Origin of the sequence: Lactococcus garvieae subsp. garvieae, from assembly GCF_029024465.1 — a bacterium.
Classification (GTDB): domain Bacteria; phylum Bacillota; class Bacilli; order Lactobacillales; family Streptococcaceae; genus Lactococcus; species Lactococcus garvieae.
The window spans coordinates 951,590-973,709 of sequence record NZ_CP118950.1 but is presented as its reverse complement, the minus strand read 5'-3'; the positions used below and the strand labels follow the sequence as shown (position 1 = coordinate 973,709).

Annotated in this window: 24 protein-coding genes, 2 pseudogenes, 1 riboswitch and 1 other annotated feature; of the genes and pseudogenes, 6 read left to right on the top strand and 20 right to left on the bottom strand. The window is 37.9% G+C overall.

From position 1 onward, the window contains the following. Nucleotides 1-135 precede the first annotated feature (135 nt). Both gshAB and PYW30_RS04845 read right to left on the bottom strand, forming a co-directional pair. Nucleotides 136-2,397, bottom strand: a complete 2,262-nt coding sequence (gene gshAB, locus PYW30_RS04850) for a bifunctional glutamate--cysteine ligase GshA/glutathione synthetase GshB (protein WP_042217835.1) — start codon at nucleotides 2,395-2,397, stop codon at nucleotides 136-138. 109 nt (nucleotides 2,398-2,506) lie between these two features. Beyond that, entirely contained in the window at nucleotides 2,507-2,953 is a 447-nt protein-coding gene (locus PYW30_RS04845; protein ID WP_042217836.1) for an SACOL1771 family peroxiredoxin, read from the bottom strand. Between the two features lie 139 nt (nucleotides 2,954-3,092). Here PYW30_RS04845 and PYW30_RS04840 point away from each other — a divergent pair, with 139 nt between their 5' ends. Next, nucleotides 3,093-3,941, top strand: a complete 849-nt coding sequence (locus PYW30_RS04840; RefSeq protein WP_042217838.1) for a transporter substrate-binding domain-containing protein — start codon at nucleotides 3,093-3,095, stop codon at nucleotides 3,939-3,941. Beyond that, nucleotides 3,928-5,418 (top strand): amidase family protein, encoded by a 1,491-nt coding sequence (locus tag PYW30_RS04835; RefSeq protein WP_042217840.1) that lies wholly within the window; start codon nucleotides 3,928-3,930, stop codon nucleotides 5,416-5,418. Before PYW30_RS04840 ends, PYW30_RS04835 begins: the two co-directional genes overlap by 14 nt. Before the next feature lie 25 nt (nucleotides 5,419-5,443). Here the strand turns inward: PYW30_RS04835 and PYW30_RS04830 are convergent, their stop codons facing one another. From PYW30_RS04830 to PYW30_RS04810, 5 genes are all read right to left on the bottom strand, one after another. Then, the gene (locus PYW30_RS04830) at nucleotides 5,444-5,863 is read right to left on the bottom strand and encodes an N-acetyltransferase (RefSeq protein ID WP_042217842.1); all 420 of its coding nucleotides are present in this window, start codon (nucleotides 5,861-5,863) and stop codon (nucleotides 5,444-5,446) included. A gap of 105 nt (nucleotides 5,864-5,968) precedes the next feature. Further along, entirely contained in the window at nucleotides 5,969-6,544 is a 576-nt protein-coding gene (locus PYW30_RS04825; RefSeq protein ID WP_019299289.1) for a TMEM175 family protein, read from the bottom strand. Nucleotides 6,545-6,588: 44 nt separating this feature from the next. Next, a complete protein-coding gene (locus PYW30_RS04820) occupies nucleotides 6,589-6,786 on the bottom strand; it encodes a DUF4649 family protein (protein WP_004257475.1) in 198 nt (65 codons plus the stop codon). Then, nucleotides 6,776-7,051, bottom strand: a complete 276-nt coding sequence (locus tag PYW30_RS04815; protein ID WP_232254487.1) for a VOC family protein — start codon at nucleotides 7,049-7,051, stop codon at nucleotides 6,776-6,778. Before PYW30_RS04815 ends, PYW30_RS04820 begins: the two co-directional genes overlap by 11 nt. Further along, nucleotides 7,048-7,671 carry a VOC family protein gene (locus tag PYW30_RS04810; protein ID WP_232254488.1) on the bottom strand — a complete coding sequence of 208 codons (624 nt, stop codon included), beginning with the start codon at nucleotides 7,669-7,671 and terminating at the stop codon, nucleotides 7,048-7,050. Before PYW30_RS04810 ends, PYW30_RS04815 begins: the two co-directional genes overlap by 4 nt. Nucleotides 7,672-8,389: 718 nt before the next feature. Between PYW30_RS04810 and PYW30_RS04805 the strand changes: the two genes are divergently transcribed. Further along, nucleotides 8,390-9,067, top strand: coding sequence for a phosphatase PAP2 family protein (locus PYW30_RS04805; protein WP_042217844.1), 678 nt, complete (start codon nucleotides 8,390-8,392; stop codon nucleotides 9,065-9,067). A gap of 57 nt (nucleotides 9,068-9,124) precedes the next feature. Here the strand turns inward: PYW30_RS04805 and PYW30_RS04800 are convergent, their stop codons facing one another. Next, complete coding sequence (locus PYW30_RS04800; protein WP_255204091.1) at nucleotides 9,125-9,259, bottom strand: hypothetical protein; 135 nt, start codon at nucleotides 9,257-9,259, stop codon at nucleotides 9,125-9,127. Between the two features lie 504 nt (nucleotides 9,260-9,763). On the opposite strand from PYW30_RS04800, the gene PYW30_RS04795 reads away from it, so the two are divergent. Then, nucleotides 9,764-10,924 (top strand): hypothetical protein, encoded by a 1,161-nt coding sequence (locus tag PYW30_RS04795; RefSeq protein WP_042217847.1) that lies wholly within the window; start codon nucleotides 9,764-9,766, stop codon nucleotides 10,922-10,924. Between the two features lie 126 nt (nucleotides 10,925-11,050). Here the strand turns inward: PYW30_RS04795 and PYW30_RS04790 are convergent, their stop codons facing one another. Both PYW30_RS04790 and PYW30_RS04785 read right to left on the bottom strand, forming a co-directional pair. Beyond that, nucleotides 11,051-11,386, bottom strand: coding sequence for a DsrE family protein (locus PYW30_RS04790; RefSeq protein WP_042217849.1), 336 nt, complete (start codon nucleotides 11,384-11,386; stop codon nucleotides 11,051-11,053). A gap of 79 nt (nucleotides 11,387-11,465) precedes the next feature. After that, nucleotides 11,466-11,594, bottom strand: coding sequence for a hypothetical protein (locus tag PYW30_RS04785; RefSeq protein WP_269150444.1), 129 nt, complete (start codon nucleotides 11,592-11,594; stop codon nucleotides 11,466-11,468). A gap of 198 nt (nucleotides 11,595-11,792) precedes the next feature. Here PYW30_RS04785 and PYW30_RS04780 point away from each other — a divergent pair, with 198 nt between their 5' ends. After that, nucleotides 11,793-11,933, top strand: coding sequence for a VOC family protein (locus PYW30_RS04780; RefSeq protein ID WP_162174783.1), 141 nt, complete (start codon nucleotides 11,793-11,795; stop codon nucleotides 11,931-11,933). Between the two features lie 64 nt (nucleotides 11,934-11,997). Here the strand turns inward: PYW30_RS04780 and PYW30_RS04775 are convergent, their stop codons facing one another. From PYW30_RS04775 to PYW30_RS04740, 8 genes and pseudogenes are all read right to left on the bottom strand, one after another. Further along, nucleotides 11,998-12,672, bottom strand: coding sequence for a 5' nucleotidase, NT5C type (locus PYW30_RS04775; RefSeq protein ID WP_016170940.1), 675 nt, complete (start codon nucleotides 12,670-12,672; stop codon nucleotides 11,998-12,000). Between the two features lie 210 nt (nucleotides 12,673-12,882). Beyond that, nucleotides 12,883-13,248, bottom strand: a complete 366-nt coding sequence (gene rplL / locus PYW30_RS04770) for a 50S ribosomal protein L7/L12 (RefSeq protein WP_004257497.1) — start codon at nucleotides 13,246-13,248, stop codon at nucleotides 12,883-12,885. A 78-nt stretch (nucleotides 13,249-13,326) separates the two neighbouring features. Further along, entirely contained in the window at nucleotides 13,327-13,842 is a 516-nt protein-coding gene (rplJ, locus tag PYW30_RS04765) for a 50S ribosomal protein L10 (RefSeq protein ID WP_004257506.1), read from the bottom strand. Nucleotides 13,843-13,876: 34 nt separating this feature from the next. Beyond that, nucleotides 13,877-14,003, bottom strand: a sequence feature (ribosomal protein L10 leader region). A gap of 131 nt (nucleotides 14,004-14,134) precedes the next feature. After that, nucleotides 14,135-14,719, bottom strand: a complete 585-nt coding sequence (locus tag PYW30_RS04760) for an ECF transporter S component (protein ID WP_042217850.1) — start codon at nucleotides 14,717-14,719, stop codon at nucleotides 14,135-14,137. A gap of 99 nt (nucleotides 14,720-14,818) precedes the next feature. After that, nucleotides 14,819-14,935: riboswitch (FMN riboswitch) on the bottom strand. 55 nt (nucleotides 14,936-14,990) lie between these two features. Next, a pseudogene (locus PYW30_RS04755) lies at nucleotides 14,991-17,049 on the bottom strand (cation:proton antiporter). Nucleotides 17,050-17,057: 8 nt separating this feature from the next. Continuing rightward, nucleotides 17,058-17,504 carry a hypothetical protein gene (locus PYW30_RS04750; protein WP_004257515.1) on the bottom strand — a complete coding sequence of 149 codons (447 nt, stop codon included), beginning with the start codon at nucleotides 17,502-17,504 and terminating at the stop codon, nucleotides 17,058-17,060. A 143-nt stretch (nucleotides 17,505-17,647) separates the two neighbouring features. Then, nucleotides 17,648-18,118 (bottom strand): annotated as a pseudogene (locus PYW30_RS04745) (EAL domain-containing protein); the annotation flags it as partial. Continuing rightward, nucleotides 18,108-19,205: a GGDEF domain-containing protein gene (locus tag PYW30_RS04740; protein WP_042217855.1), complete on the bottom strand. Its 1,098-nt coding sequence runs from the start codon at nucleotides 19,203-19,205 to the stop codon at nucleotides 18,108-18,110. The pseudogene PYW30_RS04745 and the gene PYW30_RS04740, both read right to left, overlap by 11 nt. Before the next feature lie 216 nt (nucleotides 19,206-19,421). Here PYW30_RS04740 and PYW30_RS04735 point away from each other — a divergent pair, with 216 nt between their 5' ends. Further along, nucleotides 19,422-20,249: an Rgg family transcriptional regulator gene (locus PYW30_RS04735; RefSeq protein ID WP_042217857.1), complete on the top strand. Its 828-nt coding sequence runs from the start codon at nucleotides 19,422-19,424 to the stop codon at nucleotides 20,247-20,249. Between the two features lie 32 nt (nucleotides 20,250-20,281). Here PYW30_RS04735 and PYW30_RS04730 read toward each other — a convergent pair whose 3' ends face one another. Both PYW30_RS04730 and guaC read right to left on the bottom strand, forming a co-directional pair. Beyond that, a complete protein-coding gene (locus tag PYW30_RS04730; protein ID WP_042217859.1) occupies nucleotides 20,282-20,950 on the bottom strand; it encodes an SDR family oxidoreductase in 669 nt (222 codons plus the stop codon). Between the two features lie 129 nt (nucleotides 20,951-21,079). Further along, nucleotides 21,080-22,069, bottom strand: coding sequence for a GMP reductase (gene guaC / locus PYW30_RS04725; RefSeq protein ID WP_004257531.1), 990 nt, complete (start codon nucleotides 22,067-22,069; stop codon nucleotides 21,080-21,082). Between the last annotated feature and the right edge of the window lie 51 nt (nucleotides 22,070-22,120).

Genomic DNA, 22,120 nt, shown 5'->3' with positions numbered 1-22,120 from the left:
TTTGTTAAGTCTATTCTATCATATTCTGCACAAAAATAAAAAAGTATAAATTTATTATCAACTTTTTCATATTAAATGTTCATAAATACCGGACAATCAAAAAAAATCCTCTACTCATAAGAGGATCTTTATTTATTAGGCAAAGATTTCTGGGAAGAGGAAATGCAGGACATCCATCGTTACCCGACGCCCTTTACCCTTCAGCGGATAGAGATGGAAAAGCATCGCAGGGTTAAAGTTAGCTTCAATAATACTGTACTTTTCACCCAAGCTATCATTGAGATCTTCAATCAATATATCCACTCCTGTAATCTTGACTTGCAGAGCTTCAGCAGCTTTTTCAGCAATGTCCTTATAGACCTCGGGCATTTCGTCCGTGACATCGATAGAGTCTCCCCCTGTCGACACATTAGAATTTTCTCGCAGATTTACCTTTATGTCTTTAGCAGGTATACTCTGTTCCGTATAACCTTGGACCTCCAGCATGAGTTTTTCGGTAGCAGTGATCTGGATTTTTTCCAAAGGAAAACGATGATCATGGCCACGTAGAGGGTTCTCATTTTTCTGGGCGACCAGTTGCTTGATCGTGGATACTCCATCACCAATAACATGTGCGGCATCACGTCGGAGAACAGCTTTTGTCTTGCCATCCAACACAAAGAAACGGTATTCTGTACCAGAAACAAAACGTTCAACAAGCACTTCTTTATCTTCTTGGAAAGCAATTTCTAAAGCTTTATGAAACTGTTCTTGAGTCGCTGGTTTTTTAAATATAGAGATTCCTAAGCCATAGTTCGTTGATTTAGGTTTGACAACAATTGCGGCGGATTTAAAAAGCGGAAAGGCAGCCTGTGCAGTTGCTAAATCGCTAAATTCTTGCCCCTGTGGCGTTTTTAAATGCGCCCGATCGAGCAGCTTTTTCGTGATGACTTTATTTTCCATGATCGCATAAGCCACCATCGAATCTTTTGAAGTCATGTTTCCTTTTTCGATAATTTCTGTATGAGACTTAAAACTTAAAGCAACCATCTGATCTTGTGCATCTAAAACTTCAACTTTTAAGCCTTTTTGAATGGCATCAAAAAGCAAGTTTTGCGTCGAAAGTTCGAGATGCGTGAAACCTGCCAACTGAAAAGGACGTTTATAGGATTGTTGACGGTATTTGCGAGACAAGTCCAAAGCAAAAGCTTTATTTTGACGGTAAGCCAACTCCATCTGTCCAGCAATTGTTGTTTCAGGTTTTTCCAACATTTGAGCAAACTTATCGATCAGCGCCAAATCAGCTTGGGCAAAGTCTAAGTTCTGGGCGAAAATGCGCATTTGATCGAAAAAAAGCTTCCCTTCATGATAATAAGCTGTTTTTTCTAAAGTATCTTCTAAGGCAACAGCATCATTTATTTCATACCCTAATCTTTGAGCAGCATCTGGTGTCTCTTCTTCCTCTTTATATATCAGATAAAGGGTAAAAAGGTGGATAAATCGAGCCGTATCTTCATCCATCCCTACCCGCACAAAAGGATTCAAGTCAAAGTTTCGGAACTCGACATACTGAATACCCACATCCAGCAACTCTTCCGCCCGCTTTCCACCACGTAAACGTACAGCAGAATAAAACTCCTTCATCTCAGAGAGGGCGCCCGTTTTAACGTAAGTTTGCAAGTCCTCATAATATTGTTGGAGACTTTCATAGCTTACGAAAATCTCAGGCCTGTTCCGATAGCCAAATTTAGAATTTCTAATCGAACGTACAGGTTCTTGTATTTTTTCATTTTGATCCGTAAAAAATCCAGTATTGGCACGTGGCGACGCTCCTAAACAATAAGTAATAAGCCACATATAGCGCAAATATTGTCGTGAGAGCTTCATATAAATTTCAGATTTGAAGGCTTTAAAATCTGTCGTTTCTTGTTGCTGCCACATCGCTTCTAGCAAATCCTCACCGAACTCAAAGTTGTAATGAATGCCCGAAACCATTTGCTTTCTTTTGCCATATTTTTCCGCTAATCCTTCACGATAAAGGACATCTTCTGTTTTTTCTAGATTTGCAAGACGGATCTCTGATTCATTTTCCGGCAAGGCTGGAGGCATGGATTGTGCCCAGAGAAGTTCTTCTTGTTCAAGAGAGCGGATCATCACGTCATGAAGAGCCTCCATAAATTGCAAGGCTTGCTTTGGATTATCAAAAACTGGAGTAATAGCTTCCATTTGGGTTTCTGAAAAGTCTGTTTGAAGATAAGGGTGGAATCTCCGAGGACCAAGTGCTGCTGGATGGTTTAAGCGGCTTAAATTTCCCGCTGAATCCACGCGGTGTCCTTCTCTTTCTAAGCCAAACCGCGCTTGAAAAATATAGGGTTTTACTTGTGAGCTTGAGAGTATTTTAGGATAAGCAATCTTCATTTTTATTCCCAGATTTCTATTTTTTCTCGAATTGATCTTTTGAAACTTTTACTGCTATTATATCATGTTAATACTTACCCTTCCCTAAAATAAAAATGGAGGCTCTGGTTTAACTTGCTTTTTTCTTCTCTAACTGGATGTTAGCTTCGATTGCAACATTGCCTTGCAAGGCTCTCGAAATCATGCAAGAACTTTCAGCATATTGTGCAAGACGATAAGTCTTGTCGTAATCTGCCTTTTCATCAATTTTCAAATAAAGGTTATGTACAATTTTTTCATAAGTAAAAACGCCTTTTTCGACATTAACCGTTGCTTCAGATTCGACCTTGAAATCAAGAACTGCAATCTCATTGCGTTCAAGTAAAGCTGCCAGTGTAATCGTATAGCAAGTACTTGCGGCACCCAAGAGCATTTCATCCGGATTCGTCCCCACACCTGGACCATCCATCACAGACGGAATCGAAATCGCCTCATTTAATGCAGCTGTTTCCAGATTACCTACAGCATTGCGTCCACCAGGCCAGTTAATTTGCGATGTAAAGATATGTTTTGCCATTTTTATCTCCTCTATCCTATTTTTTGTTCTTTTTGATCATACCAAAAATTTGTAAACATAAAAAGCTTCTGAATTTTTAAAATTTGCTAAAATAAAAATATACAGAAAGGAAGGGTTTGCAAAAACCCGTTATATATAAATGAACAAAAAATTAGTTTTAGGTCTAGCCTTATTTTCTCTCACTTCTTTTGGGGTTTTGACCGCCTGCAGCAAAAAAGAAAACGTTAAGCCTGAACCAAAGGAAATTATCGTGGCTACAAATGCCAACTCAAAGCCTAATACTTATATGGAAGACGATAAATTAACAGGTTACGATGTTGAACTTGCACGCGCTGTTTTCAAAGAACTTCCTGAGTACAAATTAAAATTCCAAGTGATTGATTTTAATTCCGTACTTTCGGGAATTGATAATGGACGTTTTCAAATGGCTGCAAATGCGCTTTCTTGGACACCTGAGCGCGCAGAAAAATACAATTACTCATTACCTCTCTCCAAGTCAGCAACTTCGGTAGCAGTTAAACCAGACTTACAAGTCAAATCCTTGAATGACTTAGCCGGAAAAACAACCGAAGTCTTATCTGGTGTTCAAGTGGCAACAATGCTTGAAAACTGGAACAAGGAAAATCCTGACAAGGCAATGAACTTAAAATATATGGATGCCAGCTATCCATTAACTTCTTATGTTGCTGATGTCGATTCAGGAAAAAGTGACTTTGTGATTTACGATCAAATTTCACTCACACAAATCATTCAACAACATGCTTATGATTTAAAAGTCCAACCAATTGATTTAGGCGAGACAGATAAACATACAGGATTTAGCTATTTCATTTTTGGTAAGGAAAAAGAAGACAAAGATCTACAACAGAAAGTCAATAAAGCCTTGGTAAAACTTCAAGAAAATGGAACGATGAAAAAACTTTCTGAAAAATATCTCGGTGGCGATTTTACTCCTAGAGAGGAAGAAATGAAGGATGAGAAAGATTAAAGACGCTACATATTGGGCAGAAAAAATCCGTGCTGGTCATATCAGTCCTGCTGAGTTACTCCAAAGTACTCAAAAAAAACTGGAAGAAATCAATCCAAAATACAATGCTATCGTTGCTTATGACTTGAATCAGACTAAAGTCGATCTTTCAAAAACAGAAGACGGCTATTTCGCCGGCCTTCCCTTTCCCCTAAAAATGCTAGGACAAGATCATGCAGGACTTCCGTCAACTTCAAGTTCAAAACTTTTTGAAGACAGTATAGCCCTTTCAGACGATAACTTTGTTAAAGCTGCTCTTGAGGCTGGCCTAACCCCTTTTGGACAAACAAATTCTCCCGAATTTGGTTTTAAAAATATTACGGACTCCGCTCTTTATGGCGACACACGTAATGTTTGGAATACAGCTTATTACTCTGGTGGCTCTTCAGGTGGTGCTGCTTCCGCTGTAGCTTCTGGTATTTTCCCCATGGCCGGTGCATCTGATGGCGGTGGCTCTATACGTATTCCTGCCTCTTTTTCTGGTCTTATTGGTCTGAAAATGACACGAGGTCTTATGCCTCAAGGACCAGGAAATTATCGAGGCTGGCAGGGCGCTGCAACTACTGGTGCTCTAACTGTTTCCGTACGTGATACAGCAAGTTTTGTAGCGGAAATGCAGTGTAAACAAGAAGCCGATCCTTATCAAACGGCGTTATTGGACAAAGAAAAACTGCACCATCTCACCGAACCAGATAAAGCTTTAAACATTGCTTATTCCTTTGAATCACCGGTATCTGGAATAACTCTTTCGGACACTTCTAAGGCCGCTCTTCAAAAAGCCGTGGATTTTCTAAAAGCTCAAGGTCATCAATTGACCGAAGTTGCTTTTCCTTTCGATGCCCGACCTTTGATTCAAACCTATTATCAAATGAATGCTGCTGAAACATATGCTATGCTGAAGCCTTGGGAGATTGCTAATGACCGCAAGATAATTAACAGTGATGTAGAACCACTGACCTATGCCTTGTTAGAAGCTGGCCGCAATGCAGATGCTGCTTCTTATATTCAAGCTTTAAATCAGTGGGATAGCGCTTGTGCCACATTTGATGAAGAAATTTTTAAAAATTTTAATCTCTTCTTAACGCCAACAACAGCAAAAACAGCACCCAAAATAGATGAAGCACTCATCCATCCTAATATTACGGAAAAATTGAAACACATGGAGTTATACAACTTTTCTGAACAGATTGGCACTATAGAGCAAGCATTTGAAAACTCCTTGGCTTTCACTCCTTACAACTTCATCAGTAATCTCACAGGGCAACCTGCCTTGTCACTTCCCATTTACTTGGAGGAAGAAACACATCTGCCCCAAGGTATCCAACTCTGGGGGAAGAAAAACTCGGAAATATTGATGCTAAGTCTGGCTTTACAGTTTGAAAATAACGACCAGTTCATCTTACCAGAGTTTTATAGCAAGGGATTGGAAGTCAAATAAAAAAGAACCAAAATATGGTTCTTTTTTATTTCCAAGTCATTAAATACTCTTTTTCATTATTATCTTCATCTAAGCCTTCAGACACTATTTTAAAGCCTTCCCTTTGATAGAAACGAAGAGCAGCCTCATTTTTCTGGTAAACTTTTAAAGAGAGCGTTTGATTTGAAGCTTTGATATGCCCTAAAAGTGCTTTGCCAATACCTTTAGATTGCATACTGTTGCTCACAAAAATACCTGCAATGTATTGGTCAATCAAACCGACAAAAGCAATAATTTTTTGGTTTTCTTCATAAACATATATCTCCGCATCTTTCATGGCTTCTTCAACAGCTGCAGCTTGATGAAGCCAATATTCACGCTTGATGAAGCGATGATGAGCAATATTAACTCTCAGCCAAAGTTCTACAACTTTCTGCAGATCTTCAGGCTTCATTTTTCTGATCATGCTTTTTCTCCCTTTTCTTCATCTTAACATAATATATTTTTCTTTCAACAAAATAAAAGTGGCTCAACGCTGTGTTTGGTCACTTTTATTTCGGCAATAGATGGTTTAATTTTTATTGACATAATTTTCAATCTGCTTATCGGGAATTACCCACGGTATCATACTCAAGATTGTTGCCACTAATGAAATCTGAGCCACAGGCAGTAAAACCGTCAGCACAATACCCACCATTAAAATGAGGATAGAGAAACCGCCTTTCCACACCCAGTGCATGTCCTTTAGCTTATAATTTCTTGATTTAAAAATTTCATAGCTTAAGATATTGAAAATAATATCAATAAATAAGTTATTTACAGCATAAACAATTTCAGGCGTTTTTGAACCTGAAAATTCAGACAGCCAGTTTGTGGTAAAAGGTATGAAACTCATAAAAAATAAAAGCACGACATTCCACCACAGAATTCTGCCTGAAACACGTTCAGCCAAATGGAAAAGATGATGATGGTTATTCCAATAGATAGCCAAAAGGTAAAAACTTGCAAGATAGGTTAAGAAAATAAATCCCATATCAAATAAGTCCGTCCAGTTCGGCCCTTTAGGAATGCGCAGATTTAAAACCATTACAGTAATTAAGATGGCAACAATGCCGTCTGTAAATGCAGATAAACGTCCACTTGTCATTGTGTTTCTCCATGTATGATTATCGCCAAGCAGGCGTTTTTTTATTATTTGCTCAATTCAAAATAGAGTGCAGCAATATTTCCTTCAAATTCACGGCTTTGACCATCAATTTCTAGTTCTAATACTTTAGCTGAATCTTCTAAAGCAGGGATTTCGCGATTTTGGAGGAGAACAAATTCTTCTACGTTAGCGAATGCTTTACTTTCTTGACGACCGTTAAGGTGTTGGACTTTAATTTTCATGTTTTTCTTCTTTCTCTTTTTTAAAATGAACACCTTGCTTTTGATAATAGCGCAAGAGTTCTTGACGTTTTGCTTCATATCGTGGCGGTAAAGCTAAGTTGCTTCCCAAATCTTGAATTGATTCATCCAGAGTAAAGCCTGGAGTTGGAGTCGCAAACTCAATTCTTACACCGCCTGGCTCTTTAAGATATACCGATCGAAAGTAACCACGATCCGCGTATAACTCTCTCTCATAACCTAAGCTTAGCGCTCTTTCCCAAATCATATCAAGTGCTTTGCTGTTAGGAACTGCAAAGCGATATGGTCAATAGAGCCTCTCCCCCACACTCGGTGGCCTTCTGAAGTTTTTGCGGGCAGAAGCGTAATGCCTTCCTCGCTCCCTATCATCTCTTGGAAAAAGAGCCGTGTCTCCTCAAGCTTTGAGCTGTAGAGACGACTGCCCCCAAGCCTTGTAATTTGGAAAGCTGCCGGTACATCTGACAGTACATTGATGTGAGCATCTTGGTTTTTTTCTTCTACTTCGATAAACTCAAGTAAAATATTGTCAAAATCAAGAACCTGCAAAGTATTGTCTATGTGTTGGTATTCTAGACCAAACTTTTTAAAACGTTGCGACCAATATTCTGTAGAATCTTTAGGAATTTTGAATTGAATACCTGACAAATAGTTCGTCCCCTCTTGCCGTTCTACATCAAAGCGTTGATCTGGAAAAAAAGTCACTACAGTTCCAGGCGTCCCCATAAAATCCCCATAATACACATGGCGCATATAGATATTGCCTTGATTAATAGAGTTTTTAACCAAACGCAAGCCCAAAATATTAACATAAAAATCAAAATTCCGCTCAAAGTCAGCTGTAAGTAGAGATATATGATGTAGTTCCATATGCCGCCTCCTGTGTTTACAATTGTAAACCTATCTTTTTGATATGTCAAGAATAAATGTTGAGAAGAATGTATAATAAAAACACTTGAGAGTATTTCCCAAGTGTTCTTAAGAAATCGTAAAGAAGCTTCTGAATAAATCCTTTTATAATTCAGCCAAAATCGAGAAAAAGGCAGCTTTGGTTGAGGATACTTTCTCAGTTATGATATAGGCCGTTGTCATGCACTTATTTGCTTCTTTAAATAAATTTTATTTCATATCAACTGTAAATCCAGCTAAGTCAGATCACCTGTTTAAATAAAATATGTACAGCATCATGGGCTCAGCCATCATCTCTCTAATCCTTCTTTTAAGAATTCGTCCAAACCTATATGTCTCGTCAACAGAATAATATTTACTTGAATACCCATTCAGTATGAATGAGTCAAAATTACAATTCAATTAATGACCAAGTTCACAATTCGATTATTGATAGACAACCATTATCATAAAAATCTTTTTCCTCCTCTCAATGTAAATAGATTGTAAATTAACGTCATTTACCTGTTTTAAATGAATTTTATATGATATAATCTACTAGGTTGAAAAAAGGTTACAGAACAAAACTATAAAATTTAGCTTGTTACTGCCTGTAGCCTATTTTCAAATCTCTGCTTCTTGCTTTCAAAGCAAGAAGTTTTTTAAACAATAAAATAAATTTACGCGTATTGGAGAAAACATGAACAATAAACGATGGTATCTATGCGGTATAACAAGTCTTTTTCTGTTTGCTGTACTTGCCTTGATCATCAAAAGACAAGCTTTAGAAAGTCCTCTTCCTTTTGTAGACCCTAAGCTACAAACCTTTGCCGGACATCTACAAAGCAATGACTTTTTGTTAAAACTTTCTACACTTATTGACCACTCCTTAGTCCCTCTCTCTCTAGTCTCCCTACTTGCTGGACTTATGTTTCTTTTTTTTACGAGAGAAAAAATGGCGCCGGTATGGTTGGGGCTTGTCCTCACGCTTTGTTCAACAGGAGCGAATGTCTTTAAAGTAATTGTCGGACGCGTTCGACCAGAAGCCTATCGAGTGCCTGAATTTTTAAGGGAACAAGGGATGAGTTTTCCGAGCGGACACGTCACTTTCATTGCTGCGCTCGTGGCCTGCCTGTTCCTTATCCTACTACCCAAAATAAATTCTGCTTTTCTCAAAGTATTTCTCGCTTTAAGTGCCTTTGTATTGATTCTTTTAACAATGCTTTCACGTCTCTTGCTGGGTGTACACTATCCTTCGGACACAGTGGGCAGTCTTTTATGGGTAACTGCTGTTATCAGTCTTACTTATCCTTTATTTTTAAAATTCAATCAGCCGTGGCAATGGCGGGATCTTTTTTCAAAAATAAAAAATACCTAACTTAGAAACATAAAAATCCAGAACGCTAATCGTTCTGGATTTTTTCATCTTTTCTTCTTAAGATAAAAACAAGTAACTCACCGCCACAGACAAAGCAATCAGGATGACATCATGGATAAATAATCCAATGGTCATATGTCTATGTTTCTTCTCTAACTTTTCAATTCTGGCTTTTAATTTTTCTGTTTCCATCGCCTCTCGCTTCTATTTTGATAATTGAAAGAAAGGGTCACTTTCCATTAAATAATGTTTACCCGCCGTCAAGTCGTACTGAACGATTTCTAAATCCTCCTTATATCTCTGCTGCATTTATTTCTTCTTGTGTATTGTGCGCATTTCCTGTGTTGATCCAGATAAAGTAGTCTGTGAGGCAAATACTGCTCCACTAACAGCCCTAAATTTAAGGAGTGAAGTGAAGTATAACATCTGTTTCTTTGTTTTTATAACAAAATGGAAAAAGAAATTTGAGAACACGTCCATGTATAAACAAACACATCTCTTTCACTTAAAATCACTAAGAGAATATTTTATCACTATCCAACAACTCTTTTAAAAATTTAAATCCGGAAATTTTTTTTTGTGAAAAATCCGGCAATTTCTTGCATCTTTAATTTTTTATGGTAAAATTAAGTTATCAGGGTTTGCGAACGATTTCAAAAACAGACCCATACAAATTTACTATTTAGGAGAAACTAAATGAAAACCACTAAATTGGCTTCAATCGTAACTTTGTCAGCAGCTTCAATCTTCTTGCTTGCAGCATGTGGCAACAACAATGACTCAGCAAAAGGCAATAACGATGCGAAAACTGAACAATCTGACAGCAGTAAATCAGCTGATGCCTTCACAGGAGCAACTGCTGGAGCAAACAGTTTTGAAGATTTACAAAAAGGATTGTCTAAAAACGGTTCATGGTTAGCAGCGATCACAAAAGACATGGATGCTTCAGGTAAAACTTTAACTGTTGAGGGTGTTTACGCTAGCAAAAACCAAATCACTCGTAAACTGGCAGCTTACGCGCAAGATGATAACCATGTTGTGACTGACCGTTACACTTTAACTGTTGATAAAGTTGAAGTAAAATCCCCAGGTTTCAAGCTTTCTAACGGTACAATTAAAGGTGATGTGGCAGTATTCGCACCTGGATTTGGTGCCCAAAATGGTAAAGGTGTTGATGGAAAAGCAACTATCGACGGTAACTTGACTTTTGCTAGCCAAGATCTCATGGATGCTTATAATAAACTTCCTGAAGAGCAAAAACCAAAAGTAACAGGTGAAACTAAAGTTGTAGAAGGTAAAGTACTTGAATTCCCTATGGGTGCAATCACTATTGGTGAACACGGTGAAGTTACTCACGAATTTGAAGGCAACGGACCTGATACTCAAACTGGTGCAACAACAGGTACAGATGCGGCTGATGTTTTGGCTTCAGGATTGAGCGCTAAAGGTGCTTGGTTAGTATCTGGTAAATCAGACATTGATGCGGCTGATAAAGATATTACTGTAGATGGTATCTTCATGAATGAGAACGGTCAAATTCAACGTACATTGGCATTGATCGCACAAAATGACAAACACCAAGTAACAGATTCATTTACTTTGACTACAAAACGTTTGATCATTAAATCTCCTGGCTTTGACCTCGAGGGCGGTAATATTAAAGGTGATGTATACGTTGCAGAAAATGCATCTATCAAAGCTCGCGATATGAAAGGTACAGATGGCAAAACAATCCCATCTGAAATCAATGGTAATCTTTACTTCGCAACTCAAGAACAATTGGACGCATATAAAGCATTGGATGCTGCTAACCAATTTAAAGTTTCAGGCGAAGTTGCTGTGAAAACTGCTGAATAATTAAAAAATGAAAGATCTCATAGGAGGTCTTTTTTTTAATTAAAATATACTCCATAGCTTCATAAAAAATAAAATCATCCCAATAATCGGGGATGATTTTATGTTCTATATTGAAACTAAAATGCATCATGGTTTAACATAAGCAAAACCCGAGTTCTGTTTTTGAACGAGTTCTACAATACCAGCAGGTACAACTGTGCAGCCTTCTTGTAACTCTTCTTCTTTGTAGCCTCTCATGTTTAAAGAATTTTGGCAAACGGCAACTTTGACGTCTCTTTTGAGGACTTCCGCAAGATCCACTGATGAGGTCTTGAGTGCCATTTCTACTGCTTCTCTATTCACTAAAATCTCAATCTTTCCTGGTTCTTTATTCTGAGTGAGCCACTCTTTGAGATTCTTTACATTAGAGAGGAGTGTGTTCCATTTGTGGTTTTCATCAATATGCAGAATAACTTGTAACATCTTTATGTCTCCTATTAGATATATTGGGCAGTAAGTGAAGCTGAACAATTTCGTAATCCAGCGGACGGTCCTGCGTAAATCACTTCGCCACCTGCTGATTCACCCTCTGGACCTCTATCAATAATCCAGTCCAGTCCGCCTGACGAATGATATCTAACTGATGTTCAATCACGATCAAGGTATTGCCTTGCTCAACAAAATGATTCATAATCTTCATCAGACGGCTAATGTCAGACAGGTGCAGGCAAGGTTTCATTTAAGAGGCGTTGTGATTCATCGGCAAGTGTATCAAAACAAGGCTGTATTTCCCAGAGCCTGAAACACCAGTAAAGACAGTAATTTTCTTCTTGGGGATTTCAAGCGATACATTCTTCAAATCTATGTGAGAAACATTGACAAAACTTCAATGCTAGCATTAGACAATGGCGGACATGTCGTTGCTCCAGGCACGCCTGAAAATCCTTCCTTCATCGCTCATGGGCAACGTGTCATTAATATCGAAGACCCTTCAGGATATATCTGGTCTGTAACAGAGGCGAAAATTTGAACACATAAAACCTGCTCCATTTTTCAAGGTTGCGTAGCTTTTTGTTGTGTTGATTTTTACTCTGCTACTCAAGTCCTACTTTATAGCGATAGTCATAATCTGTGGCCCCACGATTATAGGGTGCTGAGACAAGGACAGCTTTGGTGCGTACCTTATGATTTTTAATGGCGGCGATTGTTTCCGGTTTGTCATCATAGAACCAGTCAATGTCCAAGCCGATAATTAACGGCAGTTTCTCTTCAGTAAAATAAATTTTGTCATAGTAAATACCGAATCGATTAAGCGATTCAATCGTCTCTTTAGCATAAGAAACATGACGCGCTGTAATCAGTACTATTTCTGCTCCATTCAAATGTTCTTCTGCTAAATCTTCTACCATCTTACGGTTTGGGGTACTTTCTCTTATAATTTTTCGCTGAATATCTTCATCCATTGTTGCATAGTAGATTAATTCATAATCAATAGCTTCCATCGTTTCAATATTTAAGTTGGTCCCTAACTTTTGATTGGTACATTCAATGGCTTTCTTCATAGAAAAAATAACGCCATCAAGATCATAACCCATCACTTTACGGCGCGGAAGATAACGCACTTGACCAGTTTCATCACGCAAAAACTGCATGGTAACATTCACCCCCTCAATCTCTTCACCTGGCAGTTGGTGTTGTGGTGCTAACTTGGATTCCTCCACAAGTAAAGTAAGTAACTCTTCTTTGGGCAGGTCATATTTATCAATCATATTCACTCCTTCTTATATTTGAGCCAGTTTCTATTATAAATCTAGTATAACAAAAATATAATTTCTTACGCAGAAATACAAGGGAATATTTGGACTATGTCGTCCATATCCACCATAAATATAGAAAAAAAAAACAGCCAATAATGGCTGTTTTTTATTGCAATCTTATCCAAAAACTTGGATTTTTGCATCTAAATTGAACTTAAATGATTATTTAAGTGTGATTGAAGCACCAGCTTCTTCCAATTTAGCTTTGATTTCTTCAGCTTCTGCAGTTGCAACGCCTTCTTTGATCATTGTTGGTGCGCCATCAACGAGTTCTTTAGCTTCTTTCAAGCCAAGACCAGTGATTTCACGAACAGCTTTGATTGTAGCAACTTTTTTGTCGCCTGCTGCTGTCAATTCAACGTCAAATGAATCTTTTTCTGCTGCAGCTTCGCCGCCAGCAGCTGCTACTGCTACAGGAGCAGCTGCAGTTACGTCAAATTTTTCTTCGATTGCTTTAACGAGCTCAGAGAGTTCGAGGATTGTTGCTGTTTCAAGTTCAGCAACGATGTTTTCAATGTTCAATGCCATTTTGATTCTCCTAGTAAATTTTAGTTTGTTGCGTAAATCCGCCGATATAAAATTTGCTTACTGTTCTTCCATATGGAATTAAGCAGCTGATTCTTCTTTTTCTGCAACAGCTTTGACTGCGAGAGCCACGTTGCGGACAGGTGCTTGAAGCACTGAAAGAAGCATAGAAAGAAGACCGTCGCGGCTTGGAAGAGATGCAATAGCTGCAACTTCTTCTTTGCTTGTAACTTTTCCTTCGATAACACCAGCTTTGATTTCAAGTTTGTCTGCTGTTTTAGCAAACTCGCTCAAAATTTTAGCAGGGGCAATAGCATCTTCGTTTGAGATAGCTACTACTGATGGGCCTACGAAGCTGTCGTTCAAACCTTCGAGTCCAGCTTTTTCAGCTGCACGACGCAAGATTGAGTTTTTAACAACTTTGAATTCCACACCGGCTTCACGCAACTCTTTACGAAGTTGAGTGTCTTGTTCTACAGTTAAACCACGTGAGCTTGCAACAACGATAGATGTCGCAGCTTCGAATTTTTCTGCAAATACGTCAACCAACTCAGCTTTCTTAGCAATAGTTGCTTCGTTTACTTTGTAATCGCTCATTTGTTTACCTCCATTTTATTTTGTTCGTAAGAATTTTTACAAATAAAAATCCCCACGACCAAAAGACATAGAGAGTTCAATCATTGTTTAAAATGTTTGTCCTCGGTTGGATGCTTATGACTTATGTCCCCAACTGTCTTCGGTCAGTCCTTTTCAGAACTTCCATTATTATAACAGATGTTTTTTTTAAATGCAAGAGGCAAGTGAAAGAAAAATCAAAAAAATGACCACTGACGAAGTCATGATCATTTTGTCTTTGGTTTTGGCCTTAGTGATAGGCTCTATTTTCTGTTTAAGCGTTAATAAATTTGATGGCTTTTGATCCACGAAGAGCCCAGTACAGCAAAGCAAAGCTTCCTGCAAATATGAGACCTTGTAAAATATTAAAGACAACAACGACACCAATATAAGCTGAAATACCACCAGGGAACATTGTTGCAATATCAAAGTGAGCGAACATTGAGTAGAGTGGTATAGCGTACACATAGTTAAGAACCACCTGTACCACGGTCAAAGATAACGTCCCCAAAATGGTTGCCATAATATAGTTACGTAAGCTAAATCTATGGCGGAGAAAGAACCAAAGCACCAGTACAAAGACACTGACTGCTATGATGTTCATTGGTAAACCAATATAAGTATTCACTCCGTCACTATTTAAAAGTAACCACAAAAGCGAACGAATGATAAGAATGGCAAAGGCACTGCTCAAGCCAAGCATAAATAATCCAATCAGAATAGGCAAGATTGTAAAGTCAATCTTTAAAAAGCTTGCACTTGGCACCAAAGGAAATTGGAACATTGGGTAGGACAGTACAAAAGAAATTGCACTGAGCATTGCGATAAGTGTGAGTCGACGTGTTTTTGAATTTGACACGAAAAACCTCCAAAATAGAAAATAATATTTCTTCATTTTGAAGGGAGTTTTTGAATATTGGCGAAAACGGACACAACCCAAAAAGAGCTGGTCTTATTTCTTATTCTTCTCCCATCCAGACTTTACTGTCGGTTGTGGAATTCCACCACATCAAGCTTTTCAGCTTCGCGGACTTTAACCGCCGGTCCCGAATTTCACGGTGCCCTGAAGATAAGTTTATTATATCACAAAAAATTATTTTTGGTCAAAAAAAAGAGCGCTCACACGCTTTTTATTTTCTTTTTCTTTTTTTACGAAACTCAAATAAATCGTAAAGGAAAGAGCGATGGTCGCTTGCTAAGGCATATTCCTCCAAAAGATTAACTGTTTGACGCAATTTTTTAGCTTCATTAAGGGCAATTCGTCCTGTATGCTCATATTCAAAAATCACCTTACGCTCTAAATAATAGGCTTCCATCAATTCTTCTATATTCGTCAATTCCGTAGCTACACGAAATCCATTGACATAGTTCCAATTTCCTTGTGCAATATGTTCCGCTTGACGGAAGCGCTCTGCTTGGAGAAAGTCAACAAGCTGTGCATTATAAATTGATCCTAAATTTTCCAAAAGTTCAAGAACAAGTTCTGTATTGTCTAAGTAAAGGTTACTAATCTCTTGACGCGTTTCTTCCATGTCTTCGACTTTTGGACGGGAAAATTGAAAGTCGAACCGGGAAATACGCGTTTTTAGAACCTTTAAAGCGCGCAAAGTAACCACTTGGGCAAACTGAATACTCGAAACCAAGTCATGTGCCAAATCTTGCTCCAAAGTATGGATATAGCGGTGGTAGGTACGATAGGTGCGCATTGAGATTTTCTCTTTTTCCAACGCATCTTCCAGCCCTTCAATTTCTACACGGATAATTAATAATTGCAAAGTGTTAAAATTTTCTGTAATTCCAGCACTTTCCTGCTCTACAATAAGCTTCTGAATCCGATTTTGATAATCGGCAATCACAAGATGGTAGCCATTTTGTGCTTTTTCGGTAACTCTTTCCCGTAATTCTTGCACAACATCACCTAAAATTGCGATGACGGTCAAATTATTGACCGTGCGTTTTTTCTCAACCGCAAAGTAAGGCAAGGCCAGCAAGCTCACAAGAAAGCTTAGTCCAGTAACTGAGGCGCAAAAAAAGATTAATAAATTGTTCGTATTATCAGCAAGCTGAGGTAAAAGGAGTATGGTCGCAATGGAAACCGTACCTTTGGTGCCAGAAAAGGTCAACAATAACAGTTCGCTCCAATAGGAGTGAAAGATTTCTCCCTTATCTTTGACGGTTACCAAATAATAAGTCAATAAGATTAAAAACCTTAGGAAAAATAGGGCGAAAGTCAAGAGCAGTACGACAAAAACCAGCCAAAAAACAGAATATGTCCGATCAAAAAGGAAAGGGAAAACAAGACTATGTAACTCAATTCCAAGGAAGATAAAGACACTGGAATTCAACATGAACACAATCGTTTCCCATACACTATTTTTGACCCGCGTGACTTGTGCATCAAACACAGTAGTCGGCCTAAAACCATTGGACTGGAAGATACCAGCAACAACAACGGCGATGATTCCCGAAACATGCAAAACTTCGGCCAAAGCAAATGCCGCAAGCGGCATAACGAACTCCAACATCAGATAGCCACTGACATCACGCGCATCAACATCATCAAGAATTTCTAAGATTTTATTTTTTAAAATCGAAAGCCCAATACCAATCGCAAAGCCCCCCTATAATGGACAGTACCAAATTAAGTGTCGCTTGCGGTAAAGAAAAAGTCCCTGTCACAAGTGCAAGTACAGCAATTTGGAAGGATACGATACCGGATGCATCGTTAAAGAGTCCTTCGCCCTGTAAGATATTCATGATTCTTTGAGGAAACACAAAACGGGTCGATAATGTACCCACAGCAATTGCATCTGTTGGGGCTAGCGCAGCTCCTAAAGCCAGACAAGCGGCTAAAGGAATGCTCATGTAGAACAGATGTAATATGCCGCCTAATCCCAGAGCAGTAACAAAAACAAGCGGAAATATGAGCACAAAAATCAAATGTCGGTGTTTAACAATCCGTTTCACTTCTGCTTCTGTACTCTCTCGAAACAAGAGCGGCGCAATGATGAAGCCGAGGAAGAATTCCGGTTCAACATGAAGAAATTCTGAAATTCCCCCAAAACCAAAAAGAATCCCTATGAGAACTTGCACTAAAGGCAGGGCTAACTTAGGGAAAATTTTATTGATAACATTTGAAAAAACTAATGCGAGCAAGAAAATGATCACATGAAGGATAGACTGAAGCATATAACTCCTTAAATATCATTTCTAAATCGTCTTTGTTTCTCTTGAATTTTCTTGTCCAACTTTGAACAGTCCTTATTATTCATGCGTAGACGACAGCGTTTAAATTCCAGTTCTGCCAACTGACGTTTGATGCGTTCACGTTTTGCAGCACTGAATTCATCTTTTTTAACGTATTCTAATTTTTGAAGCATGAGTTCTTTTTTCTCAGCCAATGCTTCCAGATGATGCTCAATATTCTCGCGAGAGAGGGCATCCGTTTGATTGGAGAGAGTACTTTCCAAAGCTTCTTTTTTATTTTCAATTTCTGTTAAGTGGGCTTGAATTTTTTTGATTTTATCTTCTTTTGATAAACTCATGAAAGCATTCATCTCTTGAGCTTCCTTATCTTCACTATCACCTTCAAGATAAGTCTTTCGAAGCTGTTTTAAGCGTTCTTCAAAAGTCATTTCAGTCATTTCCGTACTCGTCCTTTTTTCATTAATTATTGTCTGAGATGCGCCACTTTTTTTTAAAATCGTTTTGCTCAAACCTATTCTACTCTTTTTCCTAAATAATGCAACTTTCAAGCACTAATTTAAGCAAAAAAAAATAGAACAAGCTATTTCTCATAATGAGGCTTGTCTATAAAATAACCTTGTCGATTGTCAATTTTTAATTTATCGGCTAAATCAATACCTTCCCTATCTTCTACTTCCGTAATGTCAATATTTTTGTTTTTTTCTCTAATCAAACGGACCCAATCGCCCATATTGAGATCAAACCACTCGGAATCACTTTTCTTTTGAAATTTAGAGAGCGGAATTTTCACACCGTAGATATCATTCAATAGCCACTTGATCTTGTGAAAGTATTTTTTACTTGGCTCGACTTTTTCAAGGATCACATGAACACCGATGTCTTGGCTTAATTTCAAATTCTTCTTGATTCGTGATTTCATAAGCCAGCCAATCTTGTCTGTCATCTCCACATTGATTTCAATCCGTAATTCCATCGGATAACACTCTCCTTTGACCCAACGAATAAAGTATTCGTAACGTGGATCCGCAAGTTGCTTCAGGCTAATGTTTATCTACACGATAGATGGCTTGGTCTCGTGTTACTTTATCCGTAATTTCAACCGCTCCGACAGAAATCGATGTTTTAATAGCGTTAGAACTGGTGTGAAAGACATATTCGGAGATTTCCTTGGCTACCTGCTCCATAATATCACGCACGACTTCTCCTTTGCGATTGCGAAAAAGAAGAAAGAATTCATCGCCACCATAGCGGAAAAGTTGCCCGTTTTCTCCTGTCTCTCTCAAATACTTTTTGATGAGCACACAAATTTCCTTTAGCACATAATCACCGGAGCTGTGCCCATAATGATCGTTAATATGTTTAAAATTATCAATATCAAAAAAGACTAATGAAAATTTGGAAATCTGATCACTGGCAAGAATTTCGTCCATCATTTCTTCAAATTTTCTCCTATTATATACATTGGTCAGTGCATCAATATAAGTATATCGCTTGTACTTTGCATACTCTCCTACAATAGAAGAAATGTCCAATAAAATAAACTTGGCAATCACAAGGAGTATGAATGTTTTCCCGAAAATTTCTACCGCGTGTACCCAGCTAAAAGCAAATTCTGAAAGGAATAAGAGCTGGACAGAAACAGAAAGACTTAAGCCTATCAGCATCATTTTACCGTAACTTTGCATCACAGCCCTTTGATTTTTGGCAATAAAATAGAGCGTCAGCAAAAAAAGACCCAGAGATAAGGTAACCAATAAAATCGACTTCCAGTGAAAACCATAACTGTAAATATAAACCAGATAGAAAATCGTAAACAGTGGGAGCATTGCATATTCTATTTTTTCATAATATGTAACAATACAATAATCGACTGCAATGGCAATAAAGATGAGCGAAATATCGCTCAGTAAGTAACCATAAGCTCCACTTTGAACTATTTCAATAAATAATAATTTTAAAAATAAAATCCATAATGTGAAGTTACTCGAATAGAGCCAAAAGGCAGAGTAAGGATTTTCAGCATATTTACTGCGATGGATGATGTTTTTGGTGAGAAATATTCCCCCTAAGATGGCCGGAATCAAAAATAATTTTGCAAAAAAATAAGGCCCTAGTATTTCTTTGATAAGATCCATCATCTTCACCTCTCCTTTTGATGAAAAAGAAAAGTGACTTTTCTTCTCCTACTCCTTACAATATATTATATTATAATATAATAAATAACTTTATCTTTTCATATCGTTGCATAAATGAAACAATATTCTTTATCGTAACGTATTTGATAACAGTTTAATTTTTTGTTGCATTTTCTGATAGTATAACTATAACTACCACTAAGAATGACTGGAGATTTTATGGTATATAAAAAATTTGGATATGTTTTTCGGCAGATACGGGAGCAAAAACATATCCCCTTATCGGACTTTTCTTCTATAGGAATTTCAAAAGCCACCCTTTCTCGTTTTGAACGCGCAGAAACCATGATGAATTTTGAAAAAGTCGTACAAGCTTTACAGCTGATGGGGATTGGGCTCGAAGAATACGAATATCTTTTAAACGACTATGCCCCCATTGAATCAGAAGCCCTTTTAAAGGAAATCGAGACAGCCTTTCTTAAACAAGATAAAAAAACGCTGATCAATCTCTATAAAATCGCTCTTGAAGCAGGTTATCCTTATATCTCCTTAGCAGCAAAAGCTTCATATACTGAACTAAGTTCAGAAAATATCGATACAATCACAGATTACCTCTATGATATTAAAGTTTGGGGCCAGACTGAGCTTTATGTATTTTACTTTACAATGAATAAATTAAATATACGCGATATTTTATATATTCTTGATTTATTTCTCCTAGAAAAAAAACACAAGATATTTAACTCCGTAAAACATCTGGAAATTTTTGCTTGTGCATGTTGTCGTGCTATTGCCTTCTTAACAAGCAAAGGCTATCAAGAATACAGTGCACATATCCTCCATCGCGTTGAATCACTCGAACTCGTACAATCGATGTTTTTACGCAATCTCCTTAACCTCTCTAAAGGTTTCTGGACCTATCGTTTCAAAGACGAAAAGACTGGAAATACAATGATGCTACAAGCCTTAGAGATATTTCATCAAATTGGCAGTCAAGAAATCGCCCGTTATTATCAGCAGCAATATGATTTTCATGTAAAAAAGTGAACGTGTGAGTCAGGACACAACGTTCACTTTTTTTAACCCTTTAAATTTTTGATGGCTTCATCAATAAGAGTAGCTCCACTGACAACTTCAAATTCTTTGCCGATGGTCGCGTCATTTCCCAATGTTTCCAGTATAACTTTAGCCACATCTTCTCGTGGAATTTCTCCTGCTTCTACACGGCCTGCTAGTGCCACCTTGCCCGTACTTTCTTTGTCTGTAAGCATTCCAGGATGAATAATTGTCCAATCCAAATCTGTTCGTGTTTTGAGCCATTCATCCGCATAGTTCTTTGCAATGGTGTAAATCTTAAGTGAAGAATCTTCTTGAATTTGACGCGTAATTTCTTCTCTTCCCACTCGGAAAGTGCTGACCATAACAAAGCGTTTGACATTTGCCTTTTCAGCTGCCGTCATAATTTTAACCGCTCCATCTAAGTCAATCATAATTGTTTTATCCAACCCAGAACCACCTGCTCCAGCACTAAAAACAACAGCATCAACGTCAGACATTGCTGCGGCAAATTCTTCAATCGAATTATTGACAATATCCAAGATAATGGTTTCAATCTCTAATGGCTTAAAAAATTCCTGTTGTTCTTCTTTACGGATAACAGCTTTTTCTTGAAGTTTAGGATAATTTTTTAGATTTTTTGCTAAATGTTTAGCCACTTTTCCGTTGGCACCAACGACAAGTACTTTCATGTCTCTTCCTACTTTCTTTTTTCTATCTTTACTCACATTCTACATCATCTTCTGCTCGGATTCAAAAATAATCAACTTTCTACTATAAATAATATAAAAAAAAACTGTCACTAGACAGTTTTTTATCTTCTATAATGAATCACCGTTCCAAATAGAATTTTTCACGATAACATAATCAACTTTACGAAGTGCATTAAGATCACGTCCACCGGCATAAGAAATAGAGCTTTGGAGATCTTCTTGCATTTCTTGAAGTGTATCTTTCAATGCACCTTTGTGGGGCAAGAGAATTTTCTTTCCTTCAACGTTTTTGTGTTCACCTTTTTGGTATTCACTCGCTGAGCCAAAATATTCTTTGTAAAGTTTGCCATCTTGTTCGATTGTTTTACCTGGTGACTCTTCGTGAGCTGCAAAGAGTGAGCCCACCATTACCATTGTTGCACCAAAACGAACTGACTTAGCAATATCCCCATGGGTACGGATACCACCATCAGCGATAATTGGTTTACTTGCTGCTTTTGCACACCAGCGCAAAGCTGCAAGTTGCCACCCTCCTGTACCAAATCCTGTTTTTACCTTAGTGATACAAACTTTACCAGGACCAATCCCGACTTTCGTTGCGTCAGCACCTGCATTTTCTAACTCACGGACAGCTTCTGGTGTTCCCACGTTCCCTGCAATAACAAAAACTTGGGGCATCAAACGCTTGATGAGCTGAACCATTTCAATAACAGAATTGGCATGACCATGCGCGATGTCAATCGTAATATAATCTGGGATAGTCGCTGTTTCTGCCAACTCACGTACAAACTGACGTTCATTGTCTTTAACACCTACAGAAATTGATGCAATCAAACCTTGAGCATGCATCTTTTCAATGAAGTCTTTACGTGTACTTTCTTCAAAACGATGCATGATATAGAAATAACCTTGCTTAGCTAACATTTCAGCAATATTTTCATCAATAATTGTTTGCATATTTGCTGGAACAACGGGAAGTTTGAAAGTGTGATCCCCTAACTTAACTGACGTGTCTGCTTCACTACGACTGTTAATGATACACTTATTCGGGATAAGTTGGATATCTTCGTAATCAAAAACTGGAACCATTGTGTTCATAAGAATGCCTCTTTATTCATTTGTTATTACAGAATACCGACCGAGTCTCCA

Bases quoted from the DNA above. Each gene is read 5' to 3' on its own strand.
- rplJ (WP_004257506.1), bottom strand. From the start codon at position 13,842: ATGAGCGATTACAAAGTAAACGAAGCAACTATTGCTAAGAAAGCTGAG.
- PYW30_RS04840 (WP_042217838.1), top strand. From the start codon at position 3,093: ATGAACAAAAAATTAGTTTTAGGTCTAGCCTTATTTTCTCTCACTTCT.
- PYW30_RS04810 (WP_232254488.1), bottom strand. From the start codon at position 7,671: ATGGAACTACATCATATATCTCTACTTACAGCTGACTTTGAGCGGAAT.
- PYW30_RS04805 (WP_042217844.1), top strand. From the start codon at position 8,390: ATGAACAATAAACGATGGTATCTATGCGGTATAACAAGTCTTTTTCTG.
- PYW30_RS04820 (WP_004257475.1), bottom strand. From the start codon at position 6,786: ATGAAAATTAAAGTCCAACACCTTAACGGTCGTCAAGAAAGTAAAGCA.
- PYW30_RS04750 (WP_004257515.1), bottom strand. From the start codon at position 17,504: ATGACTGAAATGACTTTTGAAGAACGCTTAAAACAGCTTCGAAAGACT.
- gshAB (WP_042217835.1), bottom strand. From the start codon at position 2,397: ATGAAGATTGCTTATCCTAAAATACTCTCAAGCTCACAAGTAAAACCC.
- PYW30_RS04730 (WP_042217859.1), bottom strand. From the start codon at position 20,950: ATGAAAGTACTTGTCGTTGGTGCCAACGGAAAAGTGGCTAAACATTTA.
- PYW30_RS04790 (WP_042217849.1), bottom strand. From the start codon at position 11,386: ATGTTACAAGTTATTCTGCATATTGATGAAAACCACAAATGGAACACA.
- PYW30_RS04775 (WP_016170940.1), bottom strand. From the start codon at position 12,672: ATGATTGATAAATATGACCTGCCCAAAGAAGAGTTACTTACTTTACTT.
- PYW30_RS04735 (WP_042217857.1), top strand. From the start codon at position 19,422: ATGGTATATAAAAAATTTGGATATGTTTTTCGGCAGATACGGGAGCAA.
- PYW30_RS04815 (WP_232254487.1), bottom strand. From the start codon at position 7,051: ATGATTTGGGAAAGAGCGCTAAGCTTAGGTTATGAGAGAGAGTTATAC.
- PYW30_RS04800 (WP_255204091.1), bottom strand. From the start codon at position 9,259: ATGGAAACAGAAAAATTAAAAGCCAGAATTGAAAAGTTAGAGAAGAAA.
- rplL (WP_004257497.1), bottom strand. From the start codon at position 13,248: ATGGCATTGAACATTGAAAACATCGTTGCTGAACTTGAAACAGCAACA.
- PYW30_RS04780 (WP_162174783.1), top strand. From the start codon at position 11,793: ATGCTAGCATTAGACAATGGCGGACATGTCGTTGCTCCAGGCACGCCT.
- PYW30_RS04785 (WP_269150444.1), bottom strand. From the start codon at position 11,594: ATGAATCATTTTGTTGAGCAAGGCAATACCTTGATCGTGATTGAACAT.
- PYW30_RS04740 (WP_042217855.1), bottom strand. From the start codon at position 19,205: ATGATGGATCTTATCAAAGAAATACTAGGGCCTTATTTTTTTGCAAAA.
- PYW30_RS04835 (WP_042217840.1), top strand. From the start codon at position 3,928: ATGAGAAAGATTAAAGACGCTACATATTGGGCAGAAAAAATCCGTGCT.
- guaC (WP_004257531.1), bottom strand. From the start codon at position 22,069: ATGAACACAATGGTTCCAGTTTTTGATTACGAAGATATCCAACTTATC.
- PYW30_RS04795 (WP_042217847.1), top strand. From the start codon at position 9,764: ATGAAAACCACTAAATTGGCTTCAATCGTAACTTTGTCAGCAGCTTCA.
- PYW30_RS04845 (WP_042217836.1), bottom strand. From the start codon at position 2,953: ATGGCAAAACATATCTTTACATCGCAAATTAACTGGCCTGGTGGACGC.
- PYW30_RS04830 (WP_042217842.1), bottom strand. From the start codon at position 5,863: ATGATCAGAAAAATGAAGCCTGAAGATCTGCAGAAAGTTGTAGAACTT.
- PYW30_RS04825 (WP_019299289.1), bottom strand. From the start codon at position 6,544: ATGACAAGTGGACGTTTATCTGCATTTACAGACGGCATTGTTGCCATC.